This window comes from Paraburkholderia domus, assembly GCF_905220705.1.
Lineage (GTDB): Bacteria > Pseudomonadota > Gammaproteobacteria > Burkholderiales > Burkholderiaceae > Paraburkholderia > Paraburkholderia domus.
Window position 1 is genome coordinate 180,464 of sequence record NZ_CAJNAT010000001.1, and the last position, 15,505, is coordinate 195,968.

15 protein-coding genes are annotated in these 15,505 nt (G+C 60.5%); 3 read left to right on the forward strand and 12 right to left on the reverse strand.

The genetic code is table 11. The annotated features are described in order from the left end of the window. Positions 1-61 precede the first annotated feature (61 nt). From KHO31_RS00715 to KHO31_RS00740, 6 genes are all read right to left on the reverse strand, one after another. Entirely contained in the window at positions 62-1,243 is a 1,182-nt protein-coding gene (locus KHO31_RS00715) for a DUF445 domain-containing protein (protein WP_236071033.1), read from the reverse strand. A gap of 104 nt (positions 1,244-1,347) precedes the next feature. After that, positions 1,348-2,190 carry a poly(3-hydroxyalkanoate) depolymerase gene (gene phaZ / locus KHO31_RS00720; protein ID WP_201073119.1) on the reverse strand — a complete coding sequence of 281 codons (843 nt, stop codon included), beginning with the start codon at positions 2,188-2,190 and terminating at the stop codon, positions 1,348-1,350. A gap of 112 nt (positions 2,191-2,302) precedes the next feature. Beyond that, positions 2,303-2,725, reverse strand: a complete 423-nt coding sequence (locus KHO31_RS00725) for a phasin family protein (protein ID WP_201107994.1) — start codon at positions 2,723-2,725, stop codon at positions 2,303-2,305. A gap of 59 nt (positions 2,726-2,784) precedes the next feature. Beyond that, a complete protein-coding gene (locus tag KHO31_RS00730; RefSeq protein WP_211622483.1) occupies positions 2,785-4,491 on the reverse strand; it encodes an alpha/beta fold hydrolase in 1,707 nt (568 codons plus the stop codon). A 47-nt stretch (positions 4,492-4,538) separates the two neighbouring features. After that, complete coding sequence (locus KHO31_RS00735) at positions 4,539-5,003, reverse strand: MaoC family dehydratase (RefSeq protein ID WP_211622484.1); 465 nt, start codon at positions 5,001-5,003, stop codon at positions 4,539-4,541. A gap of 30 nt (positions 5,004-5,033) precedes the next feature. After that, entirely contained in the window at positions 5,034-6,677 is a 1,644-nt protein-coding gene (locus KHO31_RS00740; RefSeq protein WP_211622485.1) for a fatty acid--CoA ligase, read from the reverse strand. A 425-nt stretch (positions 6,678-7,102) separates the two neighbouring features. On the opposite strand from KHO31_RS00740, the gene KHO31_RS00745 reads away from it, so the two are divergent. Then, positions 7,103-7,786 carry a Crp/Fnr family transcriptional regulator gene (locus KHO31_RS00745; protein WP_201073130.1) on the forward strand — a complete coding sequence of 228 codons (684 nt, stop codon included), beginning with the start codon at positions 7,103-7,105 and terminating at the stop codon, positions 7,784-7,786. Positions 7,787-7,834: 48 nt separating this feature from the next. Here the strand turns inward: KHO31_RS00745 and KHO31_RS00750 are convergent, their stop codons facing one another. Then, complete coding sequence (locus tag KHO31_RS00750; protein ID WP_236061119.1) at positions 7,835-8,917, reverse strand: porin; 1,083 nt, start codon at positions 8,915-8,917, stop codon at positions 7,835-7,837. A 681-nt stretch (positions 8,918-9,598) separates the two neighbouring features. On the opposite strand from KHO31_RS00750, the gene KHO31_RS00755 reads away from it, so the two are divergent. Next, positions 9,599-10,204 (forward strand): FMN-dependent NADH-azoreductase, encoded by a 606-nt coding sequence (locus tag KHO31_RS00755; protein ID WP_211622486.1) that lies wholly within the window; start codon positions 9,599-9,601, stop codon positions 10,202-10,204. A gap of 213 nt (positions 10,205-10,417) precedes the next feature. Here the strand turns inward: KHO31_RS00755 and KHO31_RS00760 are convergent, their stop codons facing one another. From KHO31_RS00760 to KHO31_RS00770, 3 genes are all read right to left on the reverse strand, one after another. Continuing rightward, the gene (locus tag KHO31_RS00760; RefSeq protein ID WP_211622487.1) at positions 10,418-11,122 is read right to left on the reverse strand and encodes a Crp/Fnr family transcriptional regulator; all 705 of its coding nucleotides are present in this window, start codon (positions 11,120-11,122) and stop codon (positions 10,418-10,420) included. An 85-nt stretch (positions 11,123-11,207) separates the two neighbouring features. Next, positions 11,208-11,570 carry a translation initiation factor Sui1 gene (locus KHO31_RS00765; RefSeq protein ID WP_201107989.1) on the reverse strand — a complete coding sequence of 121 codons (363 nt, stop codon included), beginning with the start codon at positions 11,568-11,570 and terminating at the stop codon, positions 11,208-11,210. A gap of 231 nt (positions 11,571-11,801) precedes the next feature. After that, a complete protein-coding gene (locus tag KHO31_RS00770) occupies positions 11,802-12,404 on the reverse strand; it encodes an NADPH-dependent F420 reductase (protein WP_201073140.1) in 603 nt (200 codons plus the stop codon). 191 nt (positions 12,405-12,595) lie between these two features. Here KHO31_RS00770 and KHO31_RS00775 point away from each other — a divergent pair, with 191 nt between their 5' ends. Then, on the forward strand, positions 12,596-13,525 hold the full coding sequence (locus KHO31_RS00775; RefSeq protein WP_211622488.1) for a LysR family transcriptional regulator: 930 nt from the start codon (positions 12,596-12,598) through the stop codon (positions 13,523-13,525). A 46-nt stretch (positions 13,526-13,571) separates the two neighbouring features. On the opposite strand, the gene KHO31_RS00780 is transcribed toward KHO31_RS00775, so the two are convergent. Next, entirely contained in the window at positions 13,572-14,612 is a 1,041-nt protein-coding gene (locus KHO31_RS00780) for a branched-chain amino acid ABC transporter permease (RefSeq protein ID WP_211622490.1), read from the reverse strand. Further along, positions 14,609-15,493, reverse strand: coding sequence for a branched-chain amino acid ABC transporter permease (locus KHO31_RS00785; RefSeq protein WP_201073143.1), 885 nt, complete (start codon positions 15,491-15,493; stop codon positions 14,609-14,611). The genes KHO31_RS00780 and KHO31_RS00785 overlap by 4 nt, the downstream gene beginning before the upstream one ends. Between the last annotated feature and the right edge of the window lie 12 nt (positions 15,494-15,505).

Below are 15,505 nucleotides of genomic sequence, written 5' to 3' on the forward strand. Positions count from 1 at the left end.
GTGCGTCTACGGCAACAACGGGCTCGCGCTAGCCGCCCATGCTACACGGAGAGCACCTGGCCTACCGCAAGACAAGAAATACGCATGCATGGATCAGGACGCCCACCGCGCCACCGACAAATGTCCCGTTGATCCGAATGTACTGCAGGTCGCGGCCTATCTCGGCCTCGAGCTTCCGGCTCACCTCCTTCGCGTCCCAGCCTTTTACGACGTCGGCAATCAGCGCCGAAAGCTGGTGGCGATGGCGCAGCACAAGCAGGCCGGCAATATCAAGCCACCAGGCGTTCAACTTGCGCTGAATGGAAGGCTCACTCGCCACGCCTCTACCGACGGATACGAAGCTGGCGGTGATCATGTCGCGCACCGCGGAACGCCCGCTGCCGAGATCAGCAAGCACGTGTGCGCGGACGCGATCGAGCAGGACACGGTAGTAGTTGCCGTCTTCAAGATGCCGAATGCAGTCGCGCAGCAACAGTCGACCAAAGCGGCGATAAGCAACTGAGGTCCGCAGGTTGTTGGACAATTCTTGCACCGCCACGTCGAACCGACGCCGAAGCTCGTGCTCCGGGTCCGCCACGACCTCATGGGTGAGCGCGACAATGCCTTCGACAAACTTGTTGACGATGTATGCATCCAGCGGCGCAGGCGTGAATTTCGACGCTTCGCTGAACTTCGCCTTGATCAGGTTCACGTTGGCGCTCAACCACGTTTCCGCGGCGCTGAGTCCGCGATCCAGTAGCGGCTGATGCCGGTTACCTTCGGTGAGGATATCCAGGAGCTGGCTTGCGACACGCGATACCTCGACCGTACGCAAGCGCGGAATCACCACTCGATCAAAGAAATGTTCGACGTCCGTCTCGTCCATGCCGTCAAGCAATCGGGGGAGCGAGCCGGCCACCACGTCCGCGATTACCGCACTGTTTTCACGTACTGCGAGCCACCCTGCCAGCGCTTCTGCCGCATTGAAACCACTCAGTCGCGCGACGATGACTTCGGGTGTCAGGAAGTTCTCCTCGACAAAGCTGCCCAGACTCTCGGCGATGCGCTGCTGGTTCCTCGGAATGATGGCCGTGTGCGGGATCGGGATCCCGCACGGGTAGCGGAACAACGCGACGACGGCATACCAGTCTGCAATCGCACCGACAGTACCTGCCTCGGCAAAAGCACGTGGCCACTCCAACCACGGATAGGCTGCCTGGCAGACCACGCAGGCGAGTAGCAGTGCGATCATCGCCGCGAGCAAACAGGTCGCCGTCGTGCGCATGCGCTTTAACCGAACGCGCTTCCCGTCCCCGACTGGGTCAAGCTTCGCGCGCCCGGAATTCCTGTCCGTCCCAGTCACGAAGCTCAACCCGCCTCCTGCCGCAGGAACCGCTTCACCACCGGAGCGACCTCACCTGCGCGGGTGATGAGAAAGAGATGGCCGTCATCGACCACGTGCAGGGTCGCATGTCGAATCCTTGCCGCGAGAATCTTTGCGTTCGTGAGCGGCACGATCGGATCGTCGTTTCCATGCATGACGAGCGTCTTCTGCCGAAGCGCGCCGAGCCACGGCAGGCTGGTCCAACCCGATGCAGCCAGCAATTGATAGAGATAACCGCGGCCACGCGGCGCCTGGATATGGCGGCTGTGTTGCTCGAGCAAGGCGGAGTCGTGGCGGTACGCGCCGCCGTATATCTCCGCCCCGATTTGCCGCAGGTAGGCCGGATCGGTATAACGTCGCGGCCCGATCAGTTTTGACAGTACCGACAGCCGGGCGGGCACCATGATCACCCCGGGCGACGTGGCCGCGAGAATCAGCCTGCGGCAGCGCCTGGGGTAAAGGTGCGCGAACTGCTGGGCCAGCGCCCCACCCCACGATACGCCGAGCACATCGACGGGGCCGGCGTAGCCGAGCCGCGTCAGGAGCTTGTCGGACAGGACGGCGAGCGTCGAGAACCGATACGGGATCAAGGGGACGGGCGAGCCGCCAACGCCAGGGACATCGAAGACGATGACGGTCACGTCATCCAGTGCTGCAACGAACGGCTCAACCAGTTCAATATTCGCGCCGATGCCATTGAATAAGAGCAACGGCGGCGAGGCGTCGCTGCCACGCCGGACTGCGACACGCAGCAACTGGCCGTCCAGTTCGATCGTCTGAATTTGCATGGCGTCGACACACTCCGCGTCTGTTTGTAAGTCGGTCATCCGGTTGATCCGCTTGTTGACCGGAGTTGATGCTTTAACACCCACCCCGGTCTCATGCAAAATGGTTGCTGATTAGCCGCTTCGTTGTGGCGGCTCGCATCAGCCCGTTCGATCACTTCTTGGGCTGCACGAGCGCTTTGAGTTCCTCGACATGCTCCGCAAAGCGCTTCGTGACGACAGCGATACTGTCGGTTTGAGCCCGGTACGCCGCATCCGCGAGTTCCTGCATGTCGCCGAATGCCTTTTGCAATGTTTTTTGAACCCCTTCGCCCGTTGCAGCAGCGGATTCACTGCCCGGGGACCGCAAGCGGGTCACGAGCGATTGCAGTTCAGTCATCGTCGAACGCACGACATCCATCTGCTTCTGACCGAGTTGCTGCACACCAGCGAGCGCAGTCATATTCGCCTCGGCGAGCGCTTCAATGTCCTTGCGGCGCGATTCGAGGATTGCGGCTACGTCGATGCCCGGCAGCTTGAACTGCGTGATGAGCTTCGTATATTCAGAAAACATATTGCTGGGATTGATTGTTGTCATGATGACTCCGTTAAAGCAGTTGCGAAAAAATCGTATTCGCTATCCGGCAATGATGCCGGTTAGGCTTCCGAAACATAGGTCCCGGGTGCGTTCACACCGGCCGGGTGCCGTTCACTGCCAAGGGCCGCAGGCGCTGCCCGTTTTTCGCCGGACCGGGCGGTCAGCCAGTCTCTCCAGTTGCCCCACCACGAGTCTGCTTCTGTCTTTGCGCCGGCAAGCCATGCATCGGCTTTCGCAGGCAGCTCAGGATTGAGGTAGTACTTCGCCTTCGGATTGCCGGGCGGATTGATCAGGCTCTGGATATGACCGCTTGAACTCAGGACGAAACGGGTATCGCCGCCAAACGTCGTGGCGGTGTTGTACACCCCCTTCCACGGCGTAATGTGATCCGTCATGCCCGCCACTACATACTTGTCGCACGTGACCTGGGACAGGTCGATCGGCGTGCCCAGCACCTTCAGCGCGCCTGGCTTGCTGAAGAGGTTCTGCGTGAAAATGTCGAGCAATTGCCCGTGCATCTTCGCCGGGAGCCGCGTCGTATCGTTGTTCCAGTAAAGGACGTCAAACGCCGGTGGTGCGTTGCCCAGCAGGTAATTGTTGACCCAGTAATTCCACACCAGATCGTTGGGCCGCATCCAGGCGAAGACGCGTCCCATTTCCTCGCCCGCCAGCACCCCGCGTGAGATGCTGTGCTGCTTGGCCGCCGCAATGGCTTCAGGCGTCGCAAAGAGGCCGAGTTGCGAGTCGGCGGTATTGTCGAGTACGGCGACCATCAGCGTCGTGGCATTGACCGTGGTATCGCCCCGGCTCGCGAGATGTCCGAGCAAAGCAGAGATGGTCATCGCACCCGAGCAGGCGCCATGCAGGTTGATGTCGTCGCACCCGGTGATCTCCCGCACAGCCGCAATGGCTTCCACCAGCGCGCTGACATACGTGTCCAGATCCCAGTGGCTTTGCGCCGCGGTCGGATTGCGCCAGCTGACGACAAAAACCTGGAGTTCGTTCCCGACCAGATAATCGACGATGCTCTTGCCCTCGGAGAGATCGAAGATGTAGAACTTGTTGATCTGAGGCGGCACGATCAGTTGCGGGCGGCTGTATACGTTCGGCGTCGTCGGCGCGTACTGGATCAGTTCCAGCACTTCGTTGCGGAAAACGACCGCACCTTTGGATGTACCGAGATTCTTGCCTACCTCGAAAGCCGACTTGTTGACCTGCGTGGGCATGCCGTGATTCTTGAGCAGATCCATCACGAGGTTGTTGCAACCGTCCAGCAGGCTGACGCCGCCCGTATCAATGACCTTCTTGAGCGCAGCGGGATTGCCCAGCAGCGTGTTCGTCGGCGACGCCGCGTCCGTGATGAGCGACATCACGAACCGCGCCCGCTCCTTGTTGGCGGAATCCAGCCCCGAGCGCTCGACGAAACCCGCAAGCGCATTGCGCCACGCGAGGTAGCCTTGCAGCGTCACGCGATACAGCGAATTGTTCTGCCATGCGGCGTCGGTGAAGCGTTTGTCGCCTTTTGGCGGCGTAGATTCCGCGTTACCCGAGAAGAGCCCGAAAAGCTCGCGAGCGAAAGCCGCTTCCTGCTCCATGACCAGGCCGGGTTGCCGCCATGCCTGAGCGCCGATTTGCTGCGCGGTCGCGACGATATCGCACGGTCGCAGGCCGACAAAGGGATTGGGGCCCAGCATTTCTTCAGCAGCCGACGCCGCGAGATCATCGACCTTGTCGCTTTGCCGTGGGCTTTCAGTGGTTACCGCCATGTTGCTGCTCCTTCAGGAAAGTCTTCCGCTACGCCAAACGTCATGATTCACGCGACCAGCATCGCGAGGGTTTCGGCAACCAGTGCCGGCTTGTCCTCGCCATCGATCTGCAGTTCGTTCATGGTCTTGATGAGGATGCGGCCGCCGCCCTTGTGCTCCGCCGACACGAGCGTCACCCGACTGCGCACACGCGCACCTGCCTTGACGGGTGCCATGAAACGCACTTTGTCCAAACCGTAGTTGAGCCCCGCCGATGCGTCCTTGGGAACGATGCCGATCTCGATCGCGAAGCCCCCTAGCAACGACAGGGTCAAATAGCCGTGTGCGATCGTGCCGCCGAACGGGCTCTCGCGCTTCGCCCGCTCCTCGTCCACGTGAATCCATTGCCTGTCGCCCGTACACTCGGCGAACGCATTGATACGCGCCTGATCGACAACCACCCAGTTCGACACCCCCAACTCGCGGCCCACGAAGTCGCCGATGGTGGCCACGCTGTAATTCTCGATACTCATCGCTTGCACTCCTGGAAATTTGCTTGCCAATCAGGCGAACTGCTCGCGCAGCCACTTCTTGTTGGTCTTGCCGACACTCGTCTTGCCGATCGCATCGACGAACTTCACGATCTGCGGCACCGCGTATTTCGATATCTTTCCGGATGTGCTGAACGACAGTACGTGCTGCTTGATATCATCCTCCGTGACTGCCACCCCCTCTTTGAGCACGACCAGCGCCACCGGCCGCTCCCCCCATTTCTCATCCTTGATGCCAATGACGGCCACTTCGGAAACGCCCTCGTACTGCGAGATCAGATTCTCGATCTCGAGCGATGAAACCCACTCGCCACCGGACTTGATCACGTCCTTGAGACGGTCGGTGATCTGGATGTTGCCGGTCGGATCGATATTGGCAATGTCTTGCGTATGAAGATAGCCGCCGGCCCAAAGTTGCTCCGAAGCCTCGGGATTGTTCAGATAGCCCTGCGTGAGCCACGGGGCGCGCGCGACGATCTCGCCGGTGGCTTTGCCGTCGTGAGCGAGCTCGTCCATGTTGTCGTCGACGACACGCAGATCAACCAGAGGAACCGGCCGGCCGGTCTTGCAGCGCAGACGAAGCTGCTCGTCGGCGTCGAGTTTTTCGGCGCCGGGCGGAAGTTGCGCGAGACTGAGCACGGGGCAGGTTTCCGACATGCCGTAACCGACGAACACATCGATGCCGCGGTCCAGCGCGGCTTTGGCGAGACCTTGCGGCAACGCGCCGCCACCGATGATGATCTTCCACCGGCTCATGTCCGTCACCTTGCCTTCGTCGCACGAGAGCAGCATGTGCAGGATCGTGCCGACGCAATGCGAGAACGTGACGCCCTCGTCGCGCACGAGTCGTGCGAGGCGGTCCGGCAAATAGCGCCCGGGGTAGACCTGCTTCACGCCCATGACCGTGGCGATATACGGCATGCCCCACGCATGGACGTGAAACATCGGGGTGAGCGGCATATACACGTCACCGCGATGGAAACGCTGTCCCGAGACAGGGCTCGCCAGTGCCGCCATCAGGGTGATGGTGTGCAGAACCAGTTGCCGATGCGTGAAGTAGACGCCTTTGGGAAGACCGGTCGTACCGGTGGTGTAAAACGTCGTTGCGCGCGTGTTCTCGTCGAAGTCCGGAAACGTGTAGCTCGTGCTGTTCGCCGAGAGCATCGCCTCGTATTCAGCCGAGAAGGGAATACTGTGCGCGGAAGCTTCGCTACCTGGCTCATCGATCCAGATGAAAGTACGCACGGTTTCCAGTTTGTCCTTGATCGCTTCGACGACAGGCAGAAAATCCGTGTGAACCAGCAGGACCTCGGCGCCGGCGTGATTGATCGTGTAGGCGATTTCAGCCGGGGACAGACGCACGTTCACGGTCTGCAAGACAGCGCCCATCATCGGCACCGCGAAATAGGATTCGAGGTAGCGGTGGCTGTCCCAATCCATCACCGCGACGGTGCAGCCGTGCTGCACACCAAGTTGGCTCAAACCATTGGCGAGGCGTGCGATACGCTCGCGCATCGTCGCGTAGGTCATCCGGAACTGATCCCGGTAGACGATCTCCTCGTCCTGCGACTGAACGAACGGCGTGAGCAACAGTTGCTTGATCAGCAACGGATAGGCGTAAGCGGTGGCACCTGGCGTCTTGACTTCGTCCTGCATCTGTATCTCCTTCAGTTCCAAAATGGATGGCAAGCGGGTGTTGATCGTTTAATTTTTCCCGGCCCGCTGTGTTAAATGCGTTGGGATAATCATGCAAGTGTCAGGACTCGGGAAGTACCCCCTGAATGGGGGAGTGCCATGGACGCAACCGGGGGAGACCGGAGCCGGCAAGGCTCGGGCGGCCGGGCAATGGCCGGCTTGCGCCGCAGTGAAGCTGGAATCCACCCCCTTTGCCCTACCTTGCACGGCAATTTTCCGCACGTATAAAATGAATCGATCTTCTCGATAAGCGGCCCGAACCCGATAATGGGTTGGCGGCCAAACGCCTGACGGTGCGGTACGCACGCGTCGGTAGCCGCGCTCGTTTGTGATTTCCTGCCGCGTATTCAGCACTTGTGCACATTGACCGTTCCGAAATGGCATTCATGACCGACACGTCCGAAGAAATGCGGACAAACCAGTGGTTCTGCTCCTTGCCTGCGGTCGAGCAGGAGGCGCTCGTCCAGCGAAGCGAATTGATGACGCTGCAGCCCGGCGAATATCTGTTCCGCCGCGGCGATACGCCGACCGGCTTCTGCGGCCTCAAGAACGGCAGACTCAAAGCCTTCACGCTGCGCGAAGACGGCAAGGAGGCGATCCTGGCAGTCATCGAAGCCGGCAACTGGTTCGGACAGACCTCCATGACCGTTCGCCAGCCACGCGCGCGTGACGTCGTAGCGATCGAGCGATCGACCGTCTTCGTGGTCAGGACACCCGCCTTTGACGAGCTGATGCAGAGTCAAGCGTTCCTTCGGGCCATCGCCGAGTTGCAGTCCATTCACATGAACTGGCTCTATCGCATGGTCGAAGATGCCACCCTCCACTCGACGCGCGCACGCGTTGCCCGGCGCCTGTTGCTGCTCGCGTCGGGCGACGTGACAGCGTGGCCGCAGAGTCGCCAGGACGTCAGCGTCTCGCAGGACACCTTGGCCATGATGCTCGGCATCACACGGCAGACGCTGTCGCTGGAGCTCAAGGCCCTGGCCGAAAAAGGAGCGATCGCTCTGCGGTATGGCCGAATCGAAATATGTTCGAAGGACATCCTCTCGTCCTTTCAGGATTACCCATGATCGCTCCCGCCGGCGCTCGCCTGGGCCGCGCGTCGTCCCGCAGCTAGCCTAGAACGTATGCCGGATGCCGGCCATGATGCCTAGCTGGGTCGTGCCGTACGCCGAGCTCAGGGCGTTAATGCCCTGGAACTGGGCACCCACCATGCCGCCGCGGTACAGCGAGTAGTCGGCTTCCAGATAGGTATCGGTGCGTTTCGACCAGTTATAGTCCGCGAGCAGCTGGAATTGCGTCGCGTTGCCGTCGGCCGCTTGCGTCTTTCCGGTCTGAATCGTGCGCCATACGTTCGCGGAAAGGTGAGTCGCATTCCCTACCAGTTGCGTCACGCCACCAAAAAACATTTCCCGGGCACTGAACGTATTGAATTTAAGCGCGGACAATTCCGGTGGAGTGAATGGACCGTTAGGGAAATTGCCGACGAACCCGGCATCCTGCCGGTTCACGGCCCAGCCGGCATTGACTGTCGTATCGCCGAACGAATAGGACCCGCCGGCCGTCCAGGATTTGAAGTGCGCGGAGCCGTTCACGGCATCGCGCGAGTCCAGGTAGGCGGCAGCCAGGCGCAAGGGTGCGCCGGGCAAATAGAGAATCGATGCCCCAATCTGGCTTCCCGAACCAAATGCGCCTGCATTGCCACCAAACGCATACGACACCTCAGCCGTGAGGTATTGCCAGTGCGCCGCGTATTTGACCATGTTGCTGGTCCACACGCCCTGAGCCATCATGACTTCTGGCCGAAACTGGTAGAAGGTCGGCAGCCATGCATTGGTCACGAAGGCGCCCACAACAGCATCGGTAAGCGGGTTGATCTGACGGCCCATGGTCAGCTTTCCGTAACTGCTCGACTGCAGGCCAACAAAGGCCGTATTGAAGAACGGATAAGCGGGGTCGGTCGCCCCGGTGTTCGGGAAAAAGCGATTCTCCAACTGGAATATGACCTTCGTTCCGCCACCAATGTCTTCCGCTCCCTTGAATCCCCACAGACTCTCGTTTGCGCCGTTGGCGAGCTGTACACGAGAATCGCCTTGCGGATCCGCATGAGTCGTGTAGCGAACGCCTTGATCGACGACGCCGAAAAGCGTGATCGACGACTGCGCAGCGGCTGAGACAGAGTACAGCGCCGCAGTAGACATGATGGCCGCCAACAGCCCGGCCTTGCGTCGATATCGCTCCTTTCCAGCCAATCTCCCTAACTTCATCATTGATGAACTCCAATTTTATGATTATGTTGTACTGCGAACTATATGAACCCCATCGGCAACCTATTCATTGCCAGCTGGGCACGAGCGCTTGAGGTCTTGTTGCGTGACTCAATAAGCCGACATGACTTGATCAGCCTGCCGGCTCGGCGAAAACCTCATCCTCTGACGGCACCGGCTCCGATCAAGGCGTTGTGTCCACAACCACACGTTGCCCGGAAACGTTGAGCGCAACTGCCAGAAAACTTACGTTGCGCGCTGCGAACGCAATGGCCACCGCGCCACGCCTTATTCCGTCGCGTTGACGAGGCGCGAGGGATAACCCTAGCGTGAAGAGCAGCTGAGGTATCCCGCGCTGCTGCAGCGGTTATCCATCTCGTTGGCAGCGACACGCGCATCGGCGAATAGCGTGCCCTATCGTGATCAGTTTCGGGTTGCGGCCTGTGCCGGCCGCTGGGATGAACTTGCGCAACTGATTCGGCGCCACGCCGTCAGGCATATATCTACGAAATCGATGGATTTCAGCTGAAAATATAGGCTATCCAGATTGGAAGTCGAAGCCTATCGTCCGGGATTACGGGATACGCATCGTCTGCCACCTCGGAGATTATTTTCATGAAACTGCTACGCGTAGATCCCAGCATCCTCGGACAGGGCTCTGTCAGTCGTGACCTGTCAGCGGAGTTCGTCGCGACCTTCCGGGCCGGCCACCCCGACCTCACAATCGCTCGTCTCGACCTTGCCGCCACACCGATCGGCCATCTGACGGCAGCCCACCTCGCGGCCGCGCAAGGCGCTCCGGTAGACGAGGCATTGAAGTCCGACGTGGCCATGGGCCAGGTCGCGCTCGATGAGTTCCTGGCCGCCGACATCGTGGTCATCGGCTCGCCGATGTACAACCTTGGCGTGCCCTCTCAACTGAAGGCCTGGATCGACCGCATCTCTGTCACCGGGAAGACGTTCAGCTACGGTGAGCACGGCCCGGTCGGACTGTGCGGCGGCAAGAAGCTGGTCATCGCCTCCTCGCGCGGCGGTGTTTACAGCGAAGGTTCGCCCGCCGCCTTCTTCGATCATCAAGAAACCTATCTGAAAGCGGCCTTCGGCTTTCTGGGCATCACGGATATCACCTTTATTCGCGCCGAAGGTGTGGCGATAAGTGAGGAAGCACGCAGTGGGGCCATCGCCTCGGCGAAGAAAGAGACCGCCGCGCTCGCCGCGTGAGGTAACACCGCCATGTCCGTTCCACGCTCGCCCACGTATTTCCTGAGTCACGGTGTGGATCCGTGGTCGTGTATGGCGGGCGCGCTTTTTCTTGCCAGGCGGCGGCATATCCGGCATTCGCTTGCATCCGTCTGGCCAAGGCAAGTTCTGCTTCTGGCCATAGCCGAGCGCGACGTTGAACTGGACCCACGATGCGACGAAACGGCGTGACAGTCAGGGATTTGGATCGCCGAGACTGGCTGCGCGCAATCGGTTGAAATCGAGAATGGCGATCTCCCCGGATTTCAGGCTCAATATGCGTTGGCTTTCGAGGTTCCTGAGCAACTGATTCGTGGTCTGTCGCGACAGCGACACCATTGAAGCCAGGCTGTCTTGCGAGACCTTGATCCTGCTCTGCGAGGCGTTGAGACCGCCATAACCTCCAGCGATCATCAGCAAACGGTTCGCCACGCGCTGTGCCGCGGGCAACAGCGTCATCGCTTCGGCGTTCTCGAACGAAACCCGAAGTCTTTGCGCCATCAACAACGCAAAATCGCGCCAATAACGAGGCGTGGCATCGAGCAGGTCTTGCAGCGCGGCCTCGGGCACGCGCAGCAACAGCGTCCTGCTGACGGCAGTGGCGTCGTTCGGACGTGGCAGCCCATCGAACATCGAGATTTCCCCCACCCATGCAGTCGGTCCGAGCACCGCGAGCAACGCCTCTTTCCCGTCTACCCCGACTGTGCCGAAAGCGAGTGCGCCGCCCAGAACGGCGTACAGGCCATAAGACTGTTCGCCACGCCGATACAGGAATTGGCCCTTTTCCAGCGTGAGCAGATTGGCATGGCTGATCAGATAGTCCCGCAACTCGACAGGCAAACCTCGAAACCACGGCGTCGTTTCGAGTTGTGACCGGTAGCGGTGCAGGCTGGATTCCATTGGCGTGTCGACCTGTCGGGTATCCAGCAGATTTTAGGCGGGTTCACGACCATCATGTGGACGTATCTGCCTCGCATTGAAGCGATTAGCCCCCGGCCCGCTTCGCTTGGTGGCCGTATTTTTTGAGCGCTTCGATGATCCGCTCGCAATGGTCACCCTGCACTTCGATCACACCATCCTTAACCGTGCCACCAGAACCGCAAGCCGTGCGCAACTGCTTGCCTAGCAGCGCCAAAGCAAGCGGATCGAGCGCAAGCCCTTTAACGAGCGTCACGCTCTTGCCGCCTCGGCCTTTGGTCTCGCGCGTCACCCGCACGACGCCATCACCTGCCAGCCGTGTCCTGGCAACTGTCTTGCAGACACAATTCGCGAGCGCCTGCCGGCATTCGGGACACATCCGCCCGCCGTCGGTGGAATAGACAAGGCCGCCTTGGGGACTACTCTTCATGATTGGCTTACTCAAAGACAGACGCTTAAGTCGGGGATCGGCCCGAGTTTAGCAGGTGCGCCTTAGCAGCCGCCTCGGGCCAAGTCCAGACTCATACTGGACTTCCGACGTCGACCCGGTGGTCTTACGCGAACTCGGTTTAGAGGTGACCGTTTGCGGACCGGAGCCGGCACCCGTGAAGCGTGCCAGGGTCTTTGAGTGAAAGGCGCGGTATGCCGCGCCTTCCGTTGGCTAGCCCAATTTGACGAGATTAAGCACCGGCAGCGGACCGCCCGGGATTTGAACCAGCCGGCCCCCGTCTTCGAGCAAACCCAGGTCGATGCCGAAGAAGCCGAGCCGCTCGATTAGTCCGCTCACAGCCGATTTCGCATGCGCGTCGTCGCCCGCGAAGAACAGCACGCGACGTCCGCCTTCGGCCTGTGGATCGTCGGAGATGAGATGCGCCGGCAGATGATTGAATGCCTTGACGACGCGTGCGCCCGGCACGAGGTCGGCGATTGTTTCACTCGACGTGCGGCCATGCAATTCGGCTGCTTCGAACAGCGGTGGCTCGATCGGGTTGTTCGCGTCGATCACGATGCGTCCGCCGAAGTCCGGCAGCCCGGCCAGGGCGGTCGGCAGCTTCGACCAATTCACTGCGACAAGGACGATGTCCTGCGCGGCCGCTTGTTCGCGCGTTCCCGGCGTGATCGAGGGGCCGATCTCGCGCGCGAGGTCCGCGAGTGAGGCCGGCCCTCGGCTGTTCGCAATGATGGCTTCGATGCCTTTGCCCGCCAGCGCTTTCGCGAACGCGGACCCGATGGCGCCTGCTCCAATGATACCGATGGTGCTCATAGTGATACTCCCTGTGAAGGGTGATGAATCAAGTGGTAGAGCCGCCTATGACGAGCGCGGTCCTGCCCGCAGGGAAAGGGCATTTGCCGTTCACTCGTGCGGGTAAGTCAGTGAATATTGCCGTCTTTATTGCAAGATGATTAGAGAGGAATCGCTTGAATTATTTTCAATCAATGCTTTAAGATTCCCGTATGGAAACCCTCGCCAACCTCGAGTCGTTTGTACGCAGCGCCGAAACGGGCAGCTTCTCCGCGGCCGCGCGGCGTCTTGCGTTGACGCCCGCTGCGGTCAGTCGGAACGTTGCGTTGCTGGAGCGCAATCTTGGCGTGCGACTGTTCCAACGCTCGACGCGCAAGCTCACGTTGACCGAGGCAGGCGAGCGCTTTCTCGTCGAAATTGGCGGCAATCTGGACGCGCTGCAGGCAGCGATCGCGTCCGTTTCGACCGATCGCGGCGAGCCCGCAGGCGTGCTGAAAGTCAGCATGGCGCCGACATTTGGCATCACGTACGTCATGCCGCTGCTACCGGCATTCCTCGCACGCTATCCGCTGATTCGTCCGGATTGGCACTTCGAGAACCGGCAGGTCGACCTGATTGCAGAGGGATACGATGCGGCGCTGGGGGGCGATTTCGATCTCGCGCCGGGCGTCGTGTCGCGCGCACTGGCGCCCGTGCATCTCGTGGCGGTTGCATCTCCGGCTTACATGGCCGGCCGCGTGCCACCGGCTGACCCTGGAGATCTTGCGGATCTCGACGGCATCGTGATGCGCTCGAGCCGAACCGGCCGTGTGCGCCACCGGACGATGCGCAACTCGGCGGACGGCGAGATGCCTGCGCGGCTGCGCGAGACCATCATGGTCAACGACCCCGCGGCGATGCGCGAGGCTGCGATTCTCGGACTGGGGGTTGCGCTGCTGTCCGTGTCGGATGTGCTGTCGTCGGTCGAACGGGGCGAACTCGCGCGATTGCTACCGCGCTGGTACGCGGACACCGGGGCGATTTCGATCTACTACGCGACGCGAGCGCTGCTGCCGGCGAAAACGCGGGTGTTTGTCGATTTCGTTGTCGAGGCGTTCGAGCGGGAGCGGTTGGCCAAAAGGTTTGCGGGAAGCATGGAATGAGTCGCGCCGGGCAGGCTAAGCAGGCACCCTGAAGGCTGAAACGATGTCACGAACAAGGATGCTCTTGCGCATGGACCGCGTCGTGCCCGACATCCCGGATCCACATCCGGCCGCGCCGCTCCATCCATTGCGCCCATTCCCCGACGATGCCGCGCCTGAACAGCAAAACACAGGCAACGAACATCACGCCGGTCAGTAAGCTGACCGACTCCCCCAATCCCTGAAACCAGGCGATGTGCGTCATATCGGCCAGCCAGCCGCCAAACGCCGCCAACCTGGATTCCAGCACGACGACGATCACCGCGCCCACCACCGGGCCAAATCGTGTTCCAAGCCCGCCGATCAGGGTCATCAGAATGACCGTGCCGGATAGCGTCCAATGCACGTCCGAGAGCGTTGCAAAACCCAGCACCAAAGTTTTCATCGCACCAGCAAGCCCTGCCATAGCCGACGATAGGACAAATGCGAGAAGCTTGAAGCGATTCACATCGTAACCAAGGGAAATCGTCCGCGCCTCGTTCTCTTTCAGCGCCGTCAGGATTTTGCCGAATGGAGAATGAATGACGCGGCGAAGAAACAGGAATGCGATCGTCGTGATCGACAGGATAACGAAATACAGTGTTAGATCATTCTCGAGCGAAATCACCCCAAACAGGCGCCCGCGCGGCACACCTTGCATGCCGTCTTCACCCCCCGTGAATGGCGCCTGGACGCAGAAAAAGAACAGCATCTGTGCAAAGGCCAAGGTCACCATTGCAAAATAGATTCCCTTGCGCCGAATGGCAAAGAGTCCGACTATCAGCCCGAGCGCCGCTCCAACGCCGGTGCCGAGAAGGAGCGCCACCTCAGGAGAGCAGCCGTGATCCCGCATGGCGCTCCCCGCGATAAAGGCAGCACCGCCGAAAAACGCCGCGTGCCCGAACGATAGCAAGCCGACATAGCCGAGCAGCAAATCCAGCGAGCATGCGAACAGCGCGAAACACATCAGCTTCATCATGAACACCGGATAGGCGCCCAGCCACGGAGCAACGGCCAGACAACCCAACACGACAGCGCCTACAAGCCAATTTCGCATGATGTGCCTCATTTCGAATGTCCAAAGAGCCCGCTTGGGCGCACGAGCAGTACAAGCGCCATGATCACAAATACGACCGTAGCGGATCCTTCCGGATAAAACATCTTGGTCAGGCCTTCGATCAGGCCAAGGCACAAACTGGTGACGACCGACCCCGCGATCGATCCCATGCCGCCGATCACGACGATCGCGAACACGGTAATGATCACGCTCTGCCCCATCAGCGGCGACACTTGCATGACGGGCGCGGCGAGAACGCCGGCCAGTGCGGCAATCGCCACCCCGATCCCGTAAGTCAGCGTGACCATTGCCGGCACATTGACGCCGAATGCCGCGACCAAACGGGGGTTCTCAGTCGCCGCGCGAAGCAACGCGCCAAGATTCGTGCGCTCGATGGCCCACCAGACCCCGCCGCACACGAGCAGCGACGCCACCACCACCCACCCCCGATACGCGGGCAGCACCATGAAACCCAACTGGACGCCTTGCATCAACCCTTCCGGCGCCGGGTAAGACATGCCGGAGGCACCATAGAAGGAGCGACACAGTCCTTCTATGATCAGCGTCAGGCCCAGGGTAAGCAGCAGGCCATAAAGATTGTCGAGCTTGTAGATCCGGCGCAGCATGGTCCGTTCGACGACCATCCCTAGTGCGCCTGCTGCGAAGGGGGCAACGACAAGCATCGGCCAATAACCGAGACCCAGATAATTCGTGCCCATCCATGCAAACAGCGCGCCGAGCATGAAGAATGCGCCGTGTGTGAAGTTGATGACGTTCAGCAGCCCGAAAATGATGGACAAGCCCAGGCTCAGAACGGCATAGAAGCAGCCGTTCATGAGACCGAGAACCAGCTGGCTGGAGAACGCAGCTAGCGGAATACCAAAGAGTTCCACAATAACCTTCCC

Excerpts from the sequence above, each read along its gene's own strand:
- phaZ (WP_201073119.1), bottom strand. The coding sequence starts at position 2,190 with ATGACCGACTTACAAACAGACGCGGAGTGTGTCGACGCCATGCAAATT.
- KHO31_RS00725 (WP_201107994.1), bottom strand. The coding sequence starts at position 2,725 with ATGACAACAATCAATCCCAGCAATATGTTTTCTGAATATACGAAGCTC.
- KHO31_RS00730 (WP_211622483.1), bottom strand. The coding sequence starts at position 4,491 with ATGGCGGTAACCACTGAAAGCCCACGGCAAAGCGACAAGGTCGATGAT.
- KHO31_RS00735 (WP_211622484.1), bottom strand. The coding sequence starts at position 5,003 with ATGAGTATCGAGAATTACAGCGTGGCCACCATCGGCGACTTCGTGGGC.
- KHO31_RS00740 (WP_211622485.1), bottom strand. The coding sequence starts at position 6,677 with ATGCAGGACGAAGTCAAGACGCCAGGTGCCACCGCTTACGCCTATCCG.
- KHO31_RS00745 (WP_201073130.1), top strand. The coding sequence starts at position 7,103 with ATGACCGACACGTCCGAAGAAATGCGGACAAACCAGTGGTTCTGCTCC.
- KHO31_RS00750 (WP_236061119.1), bottom strand. The coding sequence starts at position 8,917 with ATGTCTACTGCGGCGCTGTACTCTGTCTCAGCCGCTGCGCAGTCGTCG.
- KHO31_RS00755 (WP_211622486.1), top strand. The coding sequence starts at position 9,599 with ATGAAACTGCTACGCGTAGATCCCAGCATCCTCGGACAGGGCTCTGTC.
- KHO31_RS00760 (WP_211622487.1), bottom strand. The coding sequence starts at position 11,122 with ATGGAATCCAGCCTGCACCGCTACCGGTCACAACTCGAAACGACGCCG.
- KHO31_RS00765 (WP_201107989.1), bottom strand. The coding sequence starts at position 11,570 with ATGAAGAGTAGTCCCCAAGGCGGCCTTGTCTATTCCACCGACGGCGGG.
- KHO31_RS00770 (WP_201073140.1), bottom strand. The coding sequence starts at position 12,404 with ATGAGCACCATCGGTATCATTGGAGCAGGCGCCATCGGGTCCGCGTTC.
- KHO31_RS00775 (WP_211622488.1), top strand. The coding sequence starts at position 12,596 with ATGGAAACCCTCGCCAACCTCGAGTCGTTTGTACGCAGCGCCGAAACG.
- KHO31_RS00780 (WP_211622490.1), bottom strand. The coding sequence starts at position 14,612 with ATGAGGCACATCATGCGAAATTGGCTTGTAGGCGCTGTCGTGTTGGGT.